Origin of the sequence: Novosphingobium sp. Chol11 (assembly GCF_945870625.1) — a bacterium.
Lineage (GTDB): Bacteria > Pseudomonadota > Alphaproteobacteria > Sphingomonadales > Sphingomonadaceae > Novosphingobium.
This window is the reverse complement of sequence record NZ_CAMBTS010000087.1, coordinates 1-13603: the sequence shown is the minus strand read 5'-3', so window position 1 is coordinate 13603 and position 13603 is coordinate 1. Positions and strand designations below refer to the sequence as shown.

Here is a 13603-nt window from a genome sequence, read left to right as displayed (position 1 = left end):
GGTAAGTCGCCTGATCAAGGACTTGGGGAAACCGCCCCACCTTGAACCCGCAGCCCGCACCGGTCGCATCAGCCTTTCCCGGTGAGGGCAAAGGCCGAAAGAGCGAAGGCAAGGCCGGCCAAGCCCGCTCCCGATCTGCGGGGGCATTTAGCCTATATGGTTCGTTTTGTCAAGGGGAAGTTGTGTGTGGAGGCTGCCCACCCCTAACCCCTCCCGCAGGCGGGAGGGGGACTGGTTGTGCTTTCTGCTCCCCTCCCGCTTGCGGGAGGGGTTGGGGGCGGGCGTTTGCGCCTTTATCTCACTCCGCCGCGATCCCTGCCGCTGCGAACATGTCGGCCTCTGCCTCTGCCGTGTCTTCCACGTTGGCGGCGGCTTTGGCGTTGCGGCGGCTGTCGAAGCTGGACCAGACGGTGTTCCAGTCGCCGCGGGTGGCGGCTTTGGAGTATTCGGTGGCGCGGGTTTCAAAGAAGTTGGCGTGTTCGACGCCGTTAAGCAGCGGGGTGAGCCAGGGGAGCGGGTGCTCCTCGATCATGTAGATCGGCTGGAAGCCAAGCTGGCCGAGCCGCCAATCGGCGATGTAGCGGATGTACTTCTTGATTTCCTTGGGGCTCATGCCGTGCACCGGGCCTTGCTCGAAGGCGAGATCGATGAACGCGTCTTCGAGGCGCACGGTTTTCTGGCAGCAATCGATGATATCTTCTCTAACCGCTTTGGTGAGGCAGCCGCGCTCCGCGACGAAGGCGTGGAACAGCTTGGTGATGCCTTCGCAGTGCAGGCTTTCATCGCGCACCGACCACGAGACGATCTGGCCCATGCCCTTCATCTTGTTGAAACGGGGGAAGTTCATCAGCATGGCGAAGCTGGCGAACAGCTGAAGCCCCTCGGTGAAGCCGCCGAACATGGCGAGGGTGCGCGCGATATCTTCATCGGAATCGACGCCGAACTGCTGGAGATAATCGTGCTTGGCGCGCATTTCCTCGTATTCGAGGAACATGCCGTACTCGCTTTCAGGCATGCCGATGGTGTCGAGCAAGTGCGAATAGGCGGCGATGTGCACCGTCTCCATATTGGAGAAGGCGGCGAGCATCATCTTGATCTCGGTCGGCTTGAACACGCGGCCATATTTGTCGTGGTAGCAATCCTGCACCTCGATATCGGCCTGGGTGAAGAAGCGAAAAATCTGGGTAAGCAAATTGCGCTCGTGATCGCTGATCTTCTGCGCCCAATCGCGGCAATCCTCGCCCAAAGGCACTTCCTCGGGCATCCAGTGGATCTGCTGCTGGCGTTTCCAGAACTCGTAGGCCCAGGGATATTCGAACGGCTTGTAGGAATTGCGGGCTTCGAGAAGAGACATGGACTGGTTCCTGATAAGTACGCGAGATCGATAGGGGGTTGGCGGAAATTTGGTTAGCTGTGCAGGCGGGCAATGGCGCGGGCGCGGGGCCCGGTTATTTCCAGAACCAGCCGGGCTTGAGGTCGCGCGCTTTGCGGTTGCGCCACACCTGGATGTAGAGCCACAGACCCGAGCCGCTGAAGAAGATCATGGCAAACCCCGCCAGCGTGGCCACGACCACGCCCACCGGCCCGAAGGTCTCGCCCGAATGCAGATGGTGCAACAGACCGACCAGCGCGCGCGGATCGCCAGGCTTTGGCTTGGCGCGGCAGGTATAGTCCGGCGGGCATGCGAAGGCTGGCTTGGCCGCAGCTTGAGCCGATTCTGGCGCGTCGCTGCCCAGCAGCGGAACAATCTGGCTGAGCACCCCGGTGATCGCGATCCAGAGCAGGAATACCGAAAAGAAAACCGAGAGCCAGCGGTGCCATTTGCGCATGAGAGAAGCCTTGTTGCTGTTGCGAATTACTCGCAACACTAAGCAGCATCGGCTTTTGCGCGCAAGCAGGATGATTGTCGCGGATTGTCGCGGCATCCCCAGATAACGGCTGCCCCGGCACAAGGTTCCGGTTGGCGCTGACGCGGATCATTGAGCAGGTGCCAGACGCCGGGCTTCGGTCACTGGCAAACCGGCCTCGGTCGGCACATAGATCAACTGCGCCTTGGAATCTTCAAGCGCCTGAATTTGAAGATAACGCAGATAGCCTTCCGGTCCGCCCAGCGAGTTCTGAAGAATTTGATTAGCCTTTGCCGCACCCTCGGCGCGGATGACTTCTGCCTCAGCCAGCGAGAGCGCGCTTTCCTTCTTGGCCCGCGCCTCAAGAATAGCGACCTGACGCGAGCTTTGGGCTTCGGCGAGCGCAGCCTCACCCGCCAGTCGCTGGGAATAGACGCGGTACTGCGGCCAGCCAACCAGAAAGCCGACCAGCAAAACTGCCCCGAGAACGCCCCCGAACAGCGAGCAACCCGCATTCCCTTCGAGCGGGTTCCTATATGCCATCGCCAGTTCCTTCATGCATTTACCGTAACCGCCATCACTGGCAGGCGAGGCATTCCTCGTAATCGGTGGCGGCGGCGAGCTCCATGACCGGGGCGGCGGCGGTGTTGTCCGCCTCTACCCCGCCGGCAAACCCGGCGCGCTGGACCGACTTCGAGCGGAGGTAATAGAGCGACTTGATGCCCTTTTCCCACGCCTGGAAATGCAGCATCATCAAATCCCACTTGTCGACATCGGCGGGGATATAAAGATTCAGCGACTGCGCCTGATCGATGAACGGGGTGCGATCGGCGGCAAATTCGAGCAGCCAGCGCTGGTCGATCTCGAAGCTGGTCTTGTAGATCGCCTTCTCATCCAGGCTCAAGAAATCGAGGTGCTGGACCGAACCGCCGCGTTCGAGGATCGAATTCCAAACATTGGTGGAATCCTTGGATTTCGCCTGCAGCAGCTTTTCGAGATAGGGGTTCTTGACCACGAAGCTGCCCGAGAGCGTCTTGTGGGTATAGATATTGGCCGGGATCGGCTCGATGCAGGCGGAAGTGCCGCCGCAGATGATCGAGATCGAGGCGGTGGGCGCAATCGCCATCTTGCACGAGAAGCGCTGCATCACGCCCATGTCGGCCGCATCGGGGCAAGGCCCGCGTTCTTGCGCGAGCATCAGGCTGGCCTCGTCGGCGGCCTGCGCGATGTGGCGGAACATCTTGAGGTTCCACGCCTTGGCCATCGCGGTTTCGAAGCCGATGCCCTTAAGCTGAAGGAACGAGTGGAAGCCCATCACCCCCATGCCGACCGAGCGCTCGCGCATCGCCGAATACTTGGCGCGCGCCATTTCAGGCGGGGCGCGGTCGATATAATCCTGGAGGACATTATCGAGGAAGCGCAGCACGTCTTCGATGAACACGCGGTCGCCGTGCCACTCGTCCCAGGTTTCGAGATTGAGCGAGGACAGGCAGCACACCGCGGTGCGATCGTTGCCGAGATGGTCGCGGCCCGTCGGCAGGGTGATCTCGGAGCAGAGGTTCGAGGTCGAAACCTTGAGCCCCAGATCGCGGTGATGCTTAGGCATCGTGCGGTTCACCGTGTCGGAAAACACGATGTAGGGCTCGCCGGTGGCGAGGCGGGTTTCGACCAGCTTCTGGAACAGCGAGCGCGCATCGACGGTGCCGCGGATCGAACCATCCTTGGGGCTGCGCAAATGGAACTCGGCGCCATCGCGCAACGCTTCCATGAACTCGTCGGTGAGCAGCACGCCGTGGTGCAGATTGAGCGCCTTGCGGTTGAAATCGCCCGAGGGCTTGCGGATTTCGAGGAACTCCTCGATTTCCGGGTGCGCCACATCGAGATAGCACGCCGCCGAACCGCGCCGCAGCGAGCCCTGCGAAATCGCGAGGGTGAGGCTGTCCATCACGCGGACGAACGGAATGATGCCGCTGGTCTTGCCATTGAGGCCGACGCTCTCGCCGATGCCGCGCACTTTGCCCCAATAAGTGCCGATGCCGCCGCCGCGGCTGGCGAGCCAGACGTTTTCGTTCCAGGTGCCGACGATACCTTCGAGGCTGTCGTCCACCGAATTGAGATAGCACGAAATCGGCAGGCCGCGACCGGTGCCGCCATTGGACAGGACAGGCGTGGCGGGCATGAACCACAGCTTGGAGATGTAGTCATAGAGCCGCTGCGCGTGCGGCTGATCATCGGCATAGGCATCGGCGACGCGGGCAAAGAGATCCTGATAGGTCTCGCCCGGCAGGAGATAGCGATCATCGAGCGTGTCTTTGCCGAACACGGTGAGCAGGTCGTCGCGCGCGGGATCGGTGGCGATCGCGAAGCGGCGCGCGTTGACGGTCTTGGAATCCGAGACAGGCTCTGGCGCAGACACGGCTGCCGCAGTGCTAGCCATCACCGCCAGAAGCGCCTCGCTGCCGGGGTCTTTCGCGCTCATGTCCATTGCCTTTTGCTCAATTGCCGGGCGGGCGGTGGCAGTATCGCCAAGGCCGCCCTCCCCAAGGCCGCCCTCCCCAAGGCCGCCCTCCCCAAGGCCGCCCTCCAACGTCAACTCATCCTGCGCCAAGGCGCTGTCTTCGGTCCTGAAATTCACGCTAAAATCCCCAATTCTGGCAGTTCGGCAGGCCTTCAGCCGGTTCTCCTGCTTGCCCGGGCGATCACGAACAACCGCGACTCACGGGCACTTCTCAATCCTACAAGAACCGGAACAAAAGGGGAATGAATTTTCCGCCCACCCCGTTTGCCGGCCGCTCGTCCGGCAGGACACGAAGCTGCTCCTCGGGCGCATCAACGATCATCGCGGGTTGCCCCTCGCGAAGATGTGTTGAACTAGGGTTAGAGGTCGGCGGCTTGTCCTACCACTATCTATAGTGCCCCAACGCGAATCTGACGCAAGAGGGTAAACAGGGATTAACCGATTCGCTTCGTCGCAAATGTGATTCGTTTCACCGCTATGACGGCCATGCTGCAGTGCAGCGACGCGTGCGCAGAGCGGCAGTTCAAGTGCTGATTGGAAGTGCTGCAAAATTATTTCAGTCGCGCGACGATCTTGTGGACAAGGAGGCTGTCCAGACCCCATCCCGGAGATGTCCGCAAATTTGTCGGGAGGCCAACAATGTTCAATCTGATTTCCATCGTGCTCAGCGGACTGATCGTGGGATTCGCCGCGCGCTTTTTCTATCCCGGCGAGATCGAAATGGGGCTGGGCCGGACCATCCTGCTCGGCATCGGCGGCGCACTGGTGGCGGGCCTCGCCGCCAGTTGGAGCGGGAAGCGCTCGTTCGGCGAAGGGGTGAACCGCGCCGGGTGCATCGCCTCGGTGCTGGGGGCGATGCTGCTGATCTTTATCGGGCGGAATTTATGAGGGGTGCGGAGAGGGAACTAGCCCATCTGGCTAGGCCAAACGGGCGAAGAAGTATGGGTTCAATGCGGCGATAATCTTGGCCAGAAGAGGAGACTGGCGATGATCCGACTTGACCTACCGATGGCTGCTTGCCTTGCCGCGATATCGATCCCGGTCCCTGCGATGGCGCAGCGTATCAATTGTCCGTCGGAACTTGCGCGATTGCCAAACGGTGAGGTGCCCCGGCCGATGCCCAGCATCGTCAGCTACACCGTCACGCCATCGCGCCCGCCGGCCGACCAGAACGAAGCGCGGCGTTGGCAAAGTGCGCCGAACGAGGCGACCGTGATCGGCGGCCATGCCACAATCGGCGCGCTGGTCATCACGATCAACCTCTCCGATGCGGTCGGGCGCGAATGCGATTGGCCGGTTCAGCTGGTGGATACTGCACGCTCCGATCTCGCCGCCAGAGGGGTCAACGGCGAACTGGAGGAACTGGCCCTGCCGCGGCGCGGATGGATATTGGGCAGCATTGGCACCGCACAGCTTGTGTGGACGATCCCGACCCGGCTGGTGGCACGTGAAAAGCGGCTCACCCGCCTTGCCATCCGCATGGGCGAACGCGGCACGCTGCACCCGATAACGGTGATCCTGCAGCCGCCCCCGCCTCCGGTGGTGACGTTGCAGCCGATCGGCAGCATGATCGAAGTGCGCGCGTCAAGCGCCATGCCGCTGAATGCGGAGATGCCGTCGCAAGATCGCGAAGTCACCTTCACGCTGTCGCCGCCCTCGATCGGAACCTGGGTCGGCGGGCGGTCTTCCGGCGCGGTCGCAACGACGGTCTTTGAGGACAACTTCACTCCGTCACGATCCAGCGCCCGGTTGCAGCCGGGCGTCAATACCACCACCAGCCCGGCGCAAGTGACAGTCCGCTTCGGCGGCCATAGCATCGCGGTGCCGCTGCCGATCCCCGCCGGTGCCCCACCGCCACCGCCTCCAGCAGCGGCGAGCGCGTGCAGCCCCGCGCCCGTCTTCTCCGCGCGTCCAGGCAGGGTGCATATTGGCATAGGCAATACCGGCAAGGGGCCGTGTTCCGCCATGATGGCACGGTTTGCCCCTGGCGGCAGCGCGGCGATGGCGGTGAAGGAACTGGTCGCGGGCAGCAGGCCGCCTGCTGTCGGCAAGTCGGCACCGCCGCCCACATTCGGACGAATTGCTATCGCCGATGGCTGGCAGGGAGAGTTTCCCGTAGCGCCCTCTGCCACGATCCTGCCCACGGCGCGCTTCAGCCTGACGCTGACACCCGACAAAGGCGGGGCACCGTTCAGCTTTGCCTATGTGCCCTCGGCAGCAGAGCTCGCCATATTGCGGAGCAAAGGCGCGCCTTGATCGCGGTGTTGATCGGACACCCGCGAAGGCGAGGACCTTGGGCGGCGGCGCGCTTGGTCGGACTGTGGCCCCGGCCTTCGCCGGGCGCGGGGGGCGCTCGCACGCCTCTCTGCGTTCTCCGCGGGGTCTGCGCGAACCAGACTTTGCAGCTTGTTGCCCCTCTGTCAGCCCTTCCTTCGACAGGCTCAGGATGAGCGAGGCTGACACCTCCCCATTTGCACTTGTTGAAAATGGGGAGGATCAGGTCAGTTCGGGACCAGGATCGTATCGCGCGCGGCGGGTTGGGTCTGGGGATAATCCTCGTTGTAATGCAGCCCGCGGCTTTCGCGGCGGGCGCGGGCGCTTTTGACGATGAGTTCGGCGGTTTGCAGCAGGTTGCGCAGCTCGATCAAGTCCGAGGTCAGGCGGAAATTGCTGTAGTACTCGTTGACCTCGTTCTTGAGCAGCTTGATCCGGTGCGCCGCGCGTTCGAGCCGCTTGTTGGTGCGCACGATACCGACATAGTTCCACATGAACCGGCGGATTTCGGTCCAGTTCTGCTTGATCACCACTTCCTCGTCGGAATCGGCGACGCGGCTGGCGTCCCATTCGCGCAAAGGCGGCGGCGCGGCGAAGCTGTCCCACCGGGCGAGGATATCGTTGGCGGCGGCATCGCCGAACACGAAGCATTCGAGCAGCGAATTGGACGCGAGGCGATTGGCCCCGTGCAGCCCACTTTCCGAGCATTCGCCCACCGCATAGAGCCCGGCCAGATCGGTGCGCCCGGCCATGTCGATCAGCACGCCGCCGCAGGTATAATGCTGCGCGGGCACGACCGGGATCGGCTCCTTGGTCATGTCGATGCCAAGGCCGAGCAGCCGCTCGTAGATATTGGGAAAATGGCCGCGAATGAATTCGGGATCGCGGTGGCTGATATCAAGATGCACGTAATCGAGGCCGAGCCGCTTGATCTCATGATCGATCGCGCGCGCCACGACATCACGCGGCGCGAGTTCCTCACGCGGATCGAAGCGGGGCATGAAGCGCTCGGCGCCGCCGGGGACGCCCGGGGGCAATTTGAGATGACCGCCCTCGCCGCGCACTGCCTCAGTGATGAGGAAATTCTTGACCTCCAGATTATAAAGGCAGGTCGGGTGGAATTGCATGAATTCCATGTTGGACACACGGCAGCCCGCGCGCCAGGCCATGGCGATGCCATCGCCGGTGGCGCCGCGCGGGGCGGTGCTGAACAGATAGGTGCGCCCTGCCCCGCCGGTGGCGAGGATGGTGGCGCGCGCCGCGAAGCATTCGACCCGCCCGGTTTGTGCATCGAGCGCGTAGACACCCCAGACCTGACGGCCGCCGGGAGCGGCACCATGCTTGCCCTCTGCCGGTTCCAACCGGTGCCGATCGGTGACGAGATCGACCGCGACCATATCGGGGCGCAGCGTGATATTGGGATGCGCGGTGGCTGCGGCGATCAAGGCCTGCTGCACCGCCCAGCCGGTGGCATCATCGACATGGACGATGCGCCGGTGCGAATGCCCCCCTTCGCGGGTGAGATGGAGCACGCCGGAAGCAGCACCGGATTCAGAGTTGAACGGCACGCCGAGATCGGCCAGCCGCTGGATCGCCTCAGGCGCATTTTCAATCACGAATTCCACCGTCTCGCGGCGATTGAGCCCGCCGCCCGCGATCATCGTGTCGTTGATATGGTCCTCGAAGGTATCGCCCGCATCGAGCACGGCGGCGATCCCGCCTTGCGCCCAAGCGGTGGAGCCACCATCGAGCGCGCCTTTGGCAAGGACCAGCACTCGGCAGCGTTCGGCCAGCACGAGCGCGGCTGTGAGCCCGGCGGCACCGGATCCAACGATGATGACATCTGGCTGTTTATCGGCGGATTCAGCGAGCGCGGTGGTCTTGTTTTTCTTCACAAGATTATTCTGCCCGCACGGCCCTGTTTTGGAAAGCCGCGATTTAAAAATGTCACCTTTGGCTGATAATCCACCGCCTCGTGGTCGTCAAAAGGCGGATGGCGGCGAGCAAGTGCTGGGTGTTACTAACGCCTGCAAAGTGGACTAAAACTGGATCAGACTGATGACGTGGCGCCGAATTTTGTGCCTATTCGACCGGCACCGACCCAATACCAGAGCTCTCGTCTTTAATGGCGATAGACATATTGGCAGGTGCGAGAAATGCGATGCGCGGGTTCGCTTGTCCTCGCGCGGTCATTGGAAGCGAACTTCAGCCAAGATCTAGGCGCAGCAAAGAATTGGGCACGGCCGATATTGAGGCGGAAGTCCTGTTTCATATCCCGCAGGCAATCGCGCCATGGCAGCGCAAAGCTTACCCTTCGACCGGCGCAGCGCTGGTCAGCTTGACGAAGACATCCTCAAGATCGGCCTCGTCGGTCGACACATCGATGATGCCGTAGCCCAGCCCCTGCACCAGCCCGAGCACTTCGCCCGCGTTCATGCGGTCTTTGCTATAGGTGATGCGCACTTCGTTTTCGCCCGAGATCTGGCTTTTGAGGAACATCGGATGCTGCGGCGGGGCGGCAATCGCGCGGTCGAGCGTGAGCACGACGATCTTTTCGCGCGTCATATCCACCATCTCGCGCGTCGGCTTGTCGGCAATCAGCCGGCCGTGATTGATGATCGCGATCCGGTCGCACAGCTGCTCGGCCTCTTCGAGATAATGCGTGGTGAGCACGACGGTCATCCCTTGCGCATTAAGTTCTGCCACCAGTTCCCAAAGCAACCGCCGCAGTTCGACATCGACCCCGGCGGTCGGTTCATCGAGCACGAGCACCGGCGGCGAATGGACCATCGCCTTTGCAATGAGCAGGCGGCGCTTCATCCCGCCCGAAAGCGAGCGGGCATAGGCATGCGCCTTATCTTCCAGGTGGACCGAGCGGAGCAGCTCCATCGTGCGGCGCGCCGCCTTGTTCACGCCGTAGAGCCCGGCCTGGATATCGAGCACTTCGAAGGGCGTGAAGAACGGATCGAACACCACCTCTTGCGGCACGATACCGATCGAGGCCTTGGCATTGCGGCCAGCGCGGTCGATGTCGTGGCCCCAGATCTCGACCTGGCCCGAGGTTTTCATGACAAGCCCGGCCAGCGTGTTGATGATCGTGGATTTGCCTGCGCCATTGGGGCCGAGCAAGCCGAAGATCTGCCCTTGCGGCACATCGAAGCTGACCCCGGCCAGCGCGAGCTTGCCCCCATCTGCTTTGGCGCCTGCATCTTTGCCAGCGGGGGCATAGCGCTTGACGAGGTCACGGATCTTGATGGCGGGGGTCTGGTCCATGCGATTCTTCCTGCTGCGCCGGGCACCATATTGGCAAGCCTTACTTGCAGGCCATACTTATAGAGATGCCACAGATGAAATTCTGGGTTACGATCTGGCGGAGCCTGACAAGCCAAGCGGCACGAGGGGGAAGTTTGCAATGAATTTCATCAATCAGGCATGGTTTGACAAACCCGAAGCCCGCCTCGAGGCAAGCGGCGCAAATTTGCGATCGCCGCGATCCGCGATCGTGAGCCCGAATGGCGAAGTTTTGATGCACATCACCAACGGCGGGATCATCAATCCGCGCCGCAAAGCCCTGCCCGCTGGAACGCGGATGGTCCGGCTTGGGGGCAGCGGCCTGCCCCACATCGCGGTGGCCGGAAACTGGTGGCTGGAATGGCAGCAATACAAGCTGGTCGAAGCCTTTGCCGACAGGTGCGGCTTGCCCATGCCGGTTGCCATGCGGCTGCTGGCCTGTGTGCCGCCCGAATGGAACGAGATGACGGTGGTGCTGCAGGCGCGCCTCAAGGTGGCGGTGCTGGCCTACGCCGGAAACAGCGCGCCGGTGTACGACCGGGACCAAAGAACCGGAACGAGCACGTATTTGTCGGGCAGCGATGGCGCTGGCGGCGCGATCGAACAGCTTTACATTCCCGGACTGGTGAGCCCGGATCTGCGCCACGATTGCCTGATGCTCGAAGGATATGGGCATCTGCCCAAGGAATTGTCGATGCAGGGGTATATTATCAGGACAAGTGCGTGAAGCACTGGCAACCCGGAACACGCCCTGCTAAACGCCATGCCATGACGATGCCACCGCCCGAAACCACCTTTGCCACTTCATCGCGCGTATCTTGCGATGGCGCCCGGGATATCAAGGGCGGCGCGGCGCTGGGCCATCCTCGCGTGTGGCTGGAAATCGACGAGCGCGGCTATGCCGAGTGCGGCTATTGCGACCGCCGCTTTGTGCTCAAGGGCGGCCCGGCGGACATCGCGGCCAATCAAGAAGCAAGCCACGGGACCTGACGCAATCTTAAGTAGCGGGAACGGCAATCGCTTCTTATATCCTGTGTCATGAACCAGACTTCTGACACCCGCGCCCTGCTCTATCGCCCCGGATTGCTCACCCCCGATGATGCCCAGCGGCTGACCGCAACGGCGCTTGGCGCGTGCGACGATGGCGAGCTTTTCCTGCAATTCGTCGCGAGCGAGAGCTTCGGCTTTGACGACGGGCGCCTCAAAACCGCCGATTATTCGCGCGACGCCGGGTTTGGCCTGCGCGGGGTTTCTGGCGAGATGACCGGCTTTGCCCATGGCAACGAGATTTCGGCCGCCGCGATCATGAGTGCAGGCGAGACATTGAAGCTGCTAGATCCGGCCAAGAACGCCGCCGCGCCGCCGCCGCGCCAGAACAACCGCCATCTTTATACAGATGCCTCGCCGCTCGATGCGGTGCCGTTCGAGGCCAAGGTCCGCCTGCTCGAAGCGATCGACGCGGCGGCGCGGGCGCGCGATCCGCGTGTGGCGCAAGTCTCTGCCAGCCTTGCAGGCAGCTGGTCGGTGGTCGAGATCGTGCGCGCCGATGGCTTTGTCGCGCATGACGTGCGCCCGCTGGTGCGGCTCAATGTCTCCATCGTGGCCGAATCCGGCGGGCGGCGCGAGACCGGATCGTTCGGAATGGGCGGGCGGCGGCTTTATGACGATCTGTTCGAACCTGCGACATGGAACCGCGCGATCGACGAGGCGCTGGCGCAGGCGCTGACCAATCTGGAATCGGTGCCCGCGCCTGCTGGCGAGATGACCGTGCTGCTCGGCCCCGGCTGGCCCGGCGTGCTGCTGCACGAGGCGGTCGGCCATGGGCTGGAAGGCGATTTCAACCGCAAGGGCACCAGCGCCTTTTCCGGCCGGATCGGCGAGCGGGTGGCCGCGCCCGGCGTTACCGTGATCGACGATGGCTCGATCCCGGGACGGCGCGGCTCGCTCACCATCGATGACGAGGGCACGCCCAGCCAGGAAAACGTGCTGATCGAGGATGGCATCCTCAAGGGCTATATCCACGACCGGCTCAATGCGCGGCTGATGGGCGTGGCCCCCACCGGTAACGGCCGCCGCGAAAGCTATGCCCATGCGCCGATGCCGCGCATGACCAATACTTTCATGCGCAGCGGCAGCGATGATCCGGCCGAATTGCTGAGCCGGGTGAAGAACGGCATTTTCGCCAAGGCCTTTGGCGGGGGCCAGGTGGATATCACCAGCGGCAAGTTCGTGTTTTCGTGCACTGAGGCTTACCTGATCGAGAACGGCAAACTGGGCGCGCCGATAAAGGGCGCGACCTTGATCGGCGACGGCCCCAGCGTGCTGACGCGGGTGAGCGGCATCGGCAACGACATGGCGCTCGATGAAGGCGTGGGCGTGTGCGGCAAGGGCGGGCAGAGCGTGCCCGCCGGCGTGGGCCAGCCGACCTTGCTTGTGGGCGGCCTGACGGTGGGCGGCACGGCCTGACGCGAGCGAAGCGGAAGCAGGCGCGAAGGTTGGCCGGGCCCCGCCCCGCCCCCCAGCGCCAATCGTCAGCAAGGGTTAAGCTTGCATGGCTCAACTTTGCTTCAGGTTCGAATCGAAGGGATTCTGGTCATGACAAAGTTCCTGCACACGCTTGGATTTGTTCTTGCCGCCGCTACGCTCAGCGCGCCTTTGGCGGCCGCAGCCAAGCCGCGCCTGACCGGCGAAGAGCAACTGGCCAAGGCGCTCGAAGGCCGGGTGGCGGGCAAGCCGGTCAATTGCATCAACCCTGCGTTCTATTCTTCGACGCGGGTCTACGACAAAACCGCGATCGTCTATGATGCCGGGCGCACGCTCTATGTCCAGCGGCCGCGCAACGGGGCGGAATCGCTCGATCAGAACGTGGTTCTGGTGACGAACATTCGCGGCTCGCAGCTGTGCAACGTCGATATCGTGCGGCTGCTGGACCGCGCCAATTTCTTCTTTCGCGGCTATGTCGGGCTGGGCGAATTCGTGCCCTATACGCGGCCTGCGAAAGTTGCCTTGCTGGATTGATCCGCCGCGCCAGGCAGTTGGCAACCGGAGAGGGGGAGGATAAGGCGCAGCCCATGACTCTGCGCCTTGCCACCCCTGCCGATGCTCTTGCCCTCGCCGACCTTGGCCGCCGTGCGGTTTCCGCGAAATTCGAGCACCTCTACAAGCCCGAGGATTTCGCGGCCTTCATGGAAAAAGCGCATAGCGATGCGGCGCTGGCGCGCGAGCTGGCCGATCCCGGCATGCGCATTGCCGTGGTCGAGCGTGGCGGCGCGCTGGCGGCATTTTGCAAGCTGGTGCTCGACAGCACCCTGCCGCGCGAATTCAGCCAGCCGCACCAACCGCTGGAGCTCAAGCAGCTTTACACCGATCCGGCCCAGATCGGCGGCGGGATGGGGTCGCAACTGCTGACCTGGGCCGTAGCGCAGGCGCAAGCGGAGGGAGCGGACGAAGTGCAGCTCACCGTTTACAGCGAAAATCATGACGCACAGCGTTTTTACGAGCGCCGCGGCTTTGCCAAGATCGCTGATATCGAATTCTGGGTGGGCAATCACTGCGACCCCGAATTCCTCTATGCGCGCAAGCTATAACGGGTAGCGCAGGCCCGGCGCGGCGGCTATACAACGCGCATGACATCCATCCGCCCTTGGCGCGATATCGCGCGCCGCACTTCGCG

At 62.9% G+C, this 13603-nt stretch carries 13 protein-coding genes; 7 read left to right on the top strand and 6 right to left on the bottom strand.

What is annotated here, in order from left to right; translation table 11 throughout:
- Positions 1–298 precede the first annotated feature (298 nt).
- From Q0O40_RS12510 to Q0O40_RS12495, 4 genes are all read right to left on the bottom strand, one after another.
- Positions 299–1354, bottom strand: coding sequence for a ribonucleotide-diphosphate reductase subunit beta (locus tag Q0O40_RS12510; RefSeq protein WP_295530294.1), 1056 nt, complete (start codon positions 1352–1354; stop codon positions 299–301).
- 94 nt (positions 1355–1448) lie between these two features.
- Complete coding sequence (locus Q0O40_RS12505) at positions 1449–1925, bottom strand: PepSY domain-containing protein (protein WP_295530291.1); 477 nt, start codon at positions 1923–1925, stop codon at positions 1449–1451.
- A 51-nt stretch (positions 1926–1976) separates the two neighbouring features.
- A complete protein-coding gene (locus Q0O40_RS12500; RefSeq protein WP_295530288.1) occupies positions 1977–2390 on the bottom strand; it encodes a membrane protease subunit in 414 nt (137 codons plus the stop codon).
- A gap of 34 nt (positions 2391–2424) precedes the next feature.
- Positions 2425–4332, bottom strand: a complete 1908-nt coding sequence (locus Q0O40_RS12495) for a ribonucleoside-diphosphate reductase subunit alpha (protein WP_295530297.1) — start codon at positions 4330–4332, stop codon at positions 2425–2427.
- Positions 4333–5004: 672 nt separating this feature from the next.
- Between Q0O40_RS12495 and Q0O40_RS12490 the strand changes: the two genes are divergently transcribed.
- Both Q0O40_RS12490 and Q0O40_RS12485 read left to right on the top strand, forming a co-directional pair.
- On the top strand, positions 5005–5253 hold the full coding sequence (locus Q0O40_RS12490; protein WP_295530285.1) for a GlsB/YeaQ/YmgE family stress response membrane protein: 249 nt from the start codon (positions 5005–5007) through the stop codon (positions 5251–5253).
- Between the two features lie 228 nt (positions 5254–5481).
- On the top strand, positions 5482–6621 hold the full coding sequence (locus tag Q0O40_RS12485) for a hypothetical protein (RefSeq protein ID WP_295530282.1): 1140 nt from the start codon (positions 5482–5484) through the stop codon (positions 6619–6621).
- A gap of 245 nt (positions 6622–6866) precedes the next feature.
- On the opposite strand, the gene nadB is transcribed toward Q0O40_RS12485, so the two are convergent.
- Positions 6867–8534: an L-aspartate oxidase gene (gene nadB / locus Q0O40_RS12480; RefSeq protein WP_295530281.1), complete on the bottom strand. Its 1668-nt coding sequence runs from the start codon at positions 8532–8534 to the stop codon at positions 6867–6869.
- Positions 8535–8946: 412 nt separating this feature from the next.
- Complete coding sequence (locus tag Q0O40_RS12475) at positions 8947–9912, bottom strand: ABC transporter ATP-binding protein (RefSeq protein WP_295530278.1); 966 nt, start codon at positions 9910–9912, stop codon at positions 8947–8949.
- A 139-nt stretch (positions 9913–10051) separates the two neighbouring features.
- Between Q0O40_RS12475 and Q0O40_RS12470 the strand changes: the two genes are divergently transcribed.
- The 5 genes from Q0O40_RS12470 (at position 10052) to Q0O40_RS12450 (ending at position 13517) form a co-directional block, all read left to right on the top strand.
- Complete coding sequence (locus Q0O40_RS12470) at positions 10052–10657, top strand: hypothetical protein (RefSeq protein ID WP_295530275.1); 606 nt, start codon at positions 10052–10054, stop codon at positions 10655–10657.
- A gap of 41 nt (positions 10658–10698) precedes the next feature.
- A complete protein-coding gene (locus Q0O40_RS12465) occupies positions 10699–10920 on the top strand; it encodes a zinc-finger domain-containing protein (protein WP_295530272.1) in 222 nt (73 codons plus the stop codon).
- A gap of 48 nt (positions 10921–10968) precedes the next feature.
- Positions 10969–12396 (top strand): metalloprotease TldD, encoded by a 1428-nt coding sequence (gene tldD / locus Q0O40_RS12460; RefSeq protein WP_295530270.1) that lies wholly within the window; start codon positions 10969–10971, stop codon positions 12394–12396.
- A 129-nt stretch (positions 12397–12525) separates the two neighbouring features.
- Positions 12526–12948 (top strand): hypothetical protein, encoded by a 423-nt coding sequence (locus tag Q0O40_RS12455; RefSeq protein WP_295530266.1) that lies wholly within the window; start codon positions 12526–12528, stop codon positions 12946–12948.
- Positions 12949–13001: 53 nt separating this feature from the next.
- Positions 13002–13517: a GNAT family N-acetyltransferase gene (locus Q0O40_RS12450; protein WP_295530263.1), complete on the top strand. Its 516-nt coding sequence runs from the start codon at positions 13002–13004 to the stop codon at positions 13515–13517.
- Positions 13518–13603 lie beyond the last annotated feature (86 nt).

What these genes read in the sequence shown, in the direction of transcription:
- Q0O40_RS12510 (WP_295530294.1), bottom strand. Translation starts at nt 1,354, where the DNA reads ATGTCTCTTCTCGAAGCCCGCAATTCCTACAAGCCGTTCGAATATCCC.
- Q0O40_RS12505 (WP_295530291.1), bottom strand. Translation starts at nt 1,925, where the DNA reads ATGCCGCGACAATCCGCGACAATCATCCTGCTTGCGCGCAAAAGCCGA.
- Q0O40_RS12500 (WP_295530288.1), bottom strand. Translation starts at nt 2,390, where the DNA reads ATGGCATATAGGAACCCGCTCGAAGGGAATGCGGGTTGCTCGCTGTTC.
- Q0O40_RS12495 (WP_295530297.1), bottom strand. Translation starts at nt 4,332, where the DNA reads ATGGACATGAGCGCGAAAGACCCCGGCAGCGAGGCGCTTCTGGCGGTG.
- Q0O40_RS12490 (WP_295530285.1), top strand. Translation starts at nt 5,005, where the DNA reads ATGTTCAATCTGATTTCCATCGTGCTCAGCGGACTGATCGTGGGATTC.
- Q0O40_RS12485 (WP_295530282.1), top strand. Translation starts at nt 5,482, where the DNA reads ATGCCCAGCATCGTCAGCTACACCGTCACGCCATCGCGCCCGCCGGCC.
- Q0O40_RS12475 (WP_295530278.1), bottom strand. Translation starts at nt 9,912, where the DNA reads ATGGACCAGACCCCCGCCATCAAGATCCGTGACCTCGTCAAGCGCTAT.
- Q0O40_RS12470 (WP_295530275.1), top strand. Translation starts at nt 10,052, where the DNA reads ATGAATTTCATCAATCAGGCATGGTTTGACAAACCCGAAGCCCGCCTC.
- Q0O40_RS12465 (WP_295530272.1), top strand. Translation starts at nt 10,699, where the DNA reads ATGACGATGCCACCGCCCGAAACCACCTTTGCCACTTCATCGCGCGTA.
- tldD (WP_295530270.1), top strand. Translation starts at nt 10,969, where the DNA reads ATGAACCAGACTTCTGACACCCGCGCCCTGCTCTATCGCCCCGGATTG.
- Q0O40_RS12455 (WP_295530266.1), top strand. Translation starts at nt 12,526, where the DNA reads ATGACAAAGTTCCTGCACACGCTTGGATTTGTTCTTGCCGCCGCTACG.
- Q0O40_RS12450 (WP_295530263.1), top strand. Translation starts at nt 13,002, where the DNA reads ATGACTCTGCGCCTTGCCACCCCTGCCGATGCTCTTGCCCTCGCCGAC.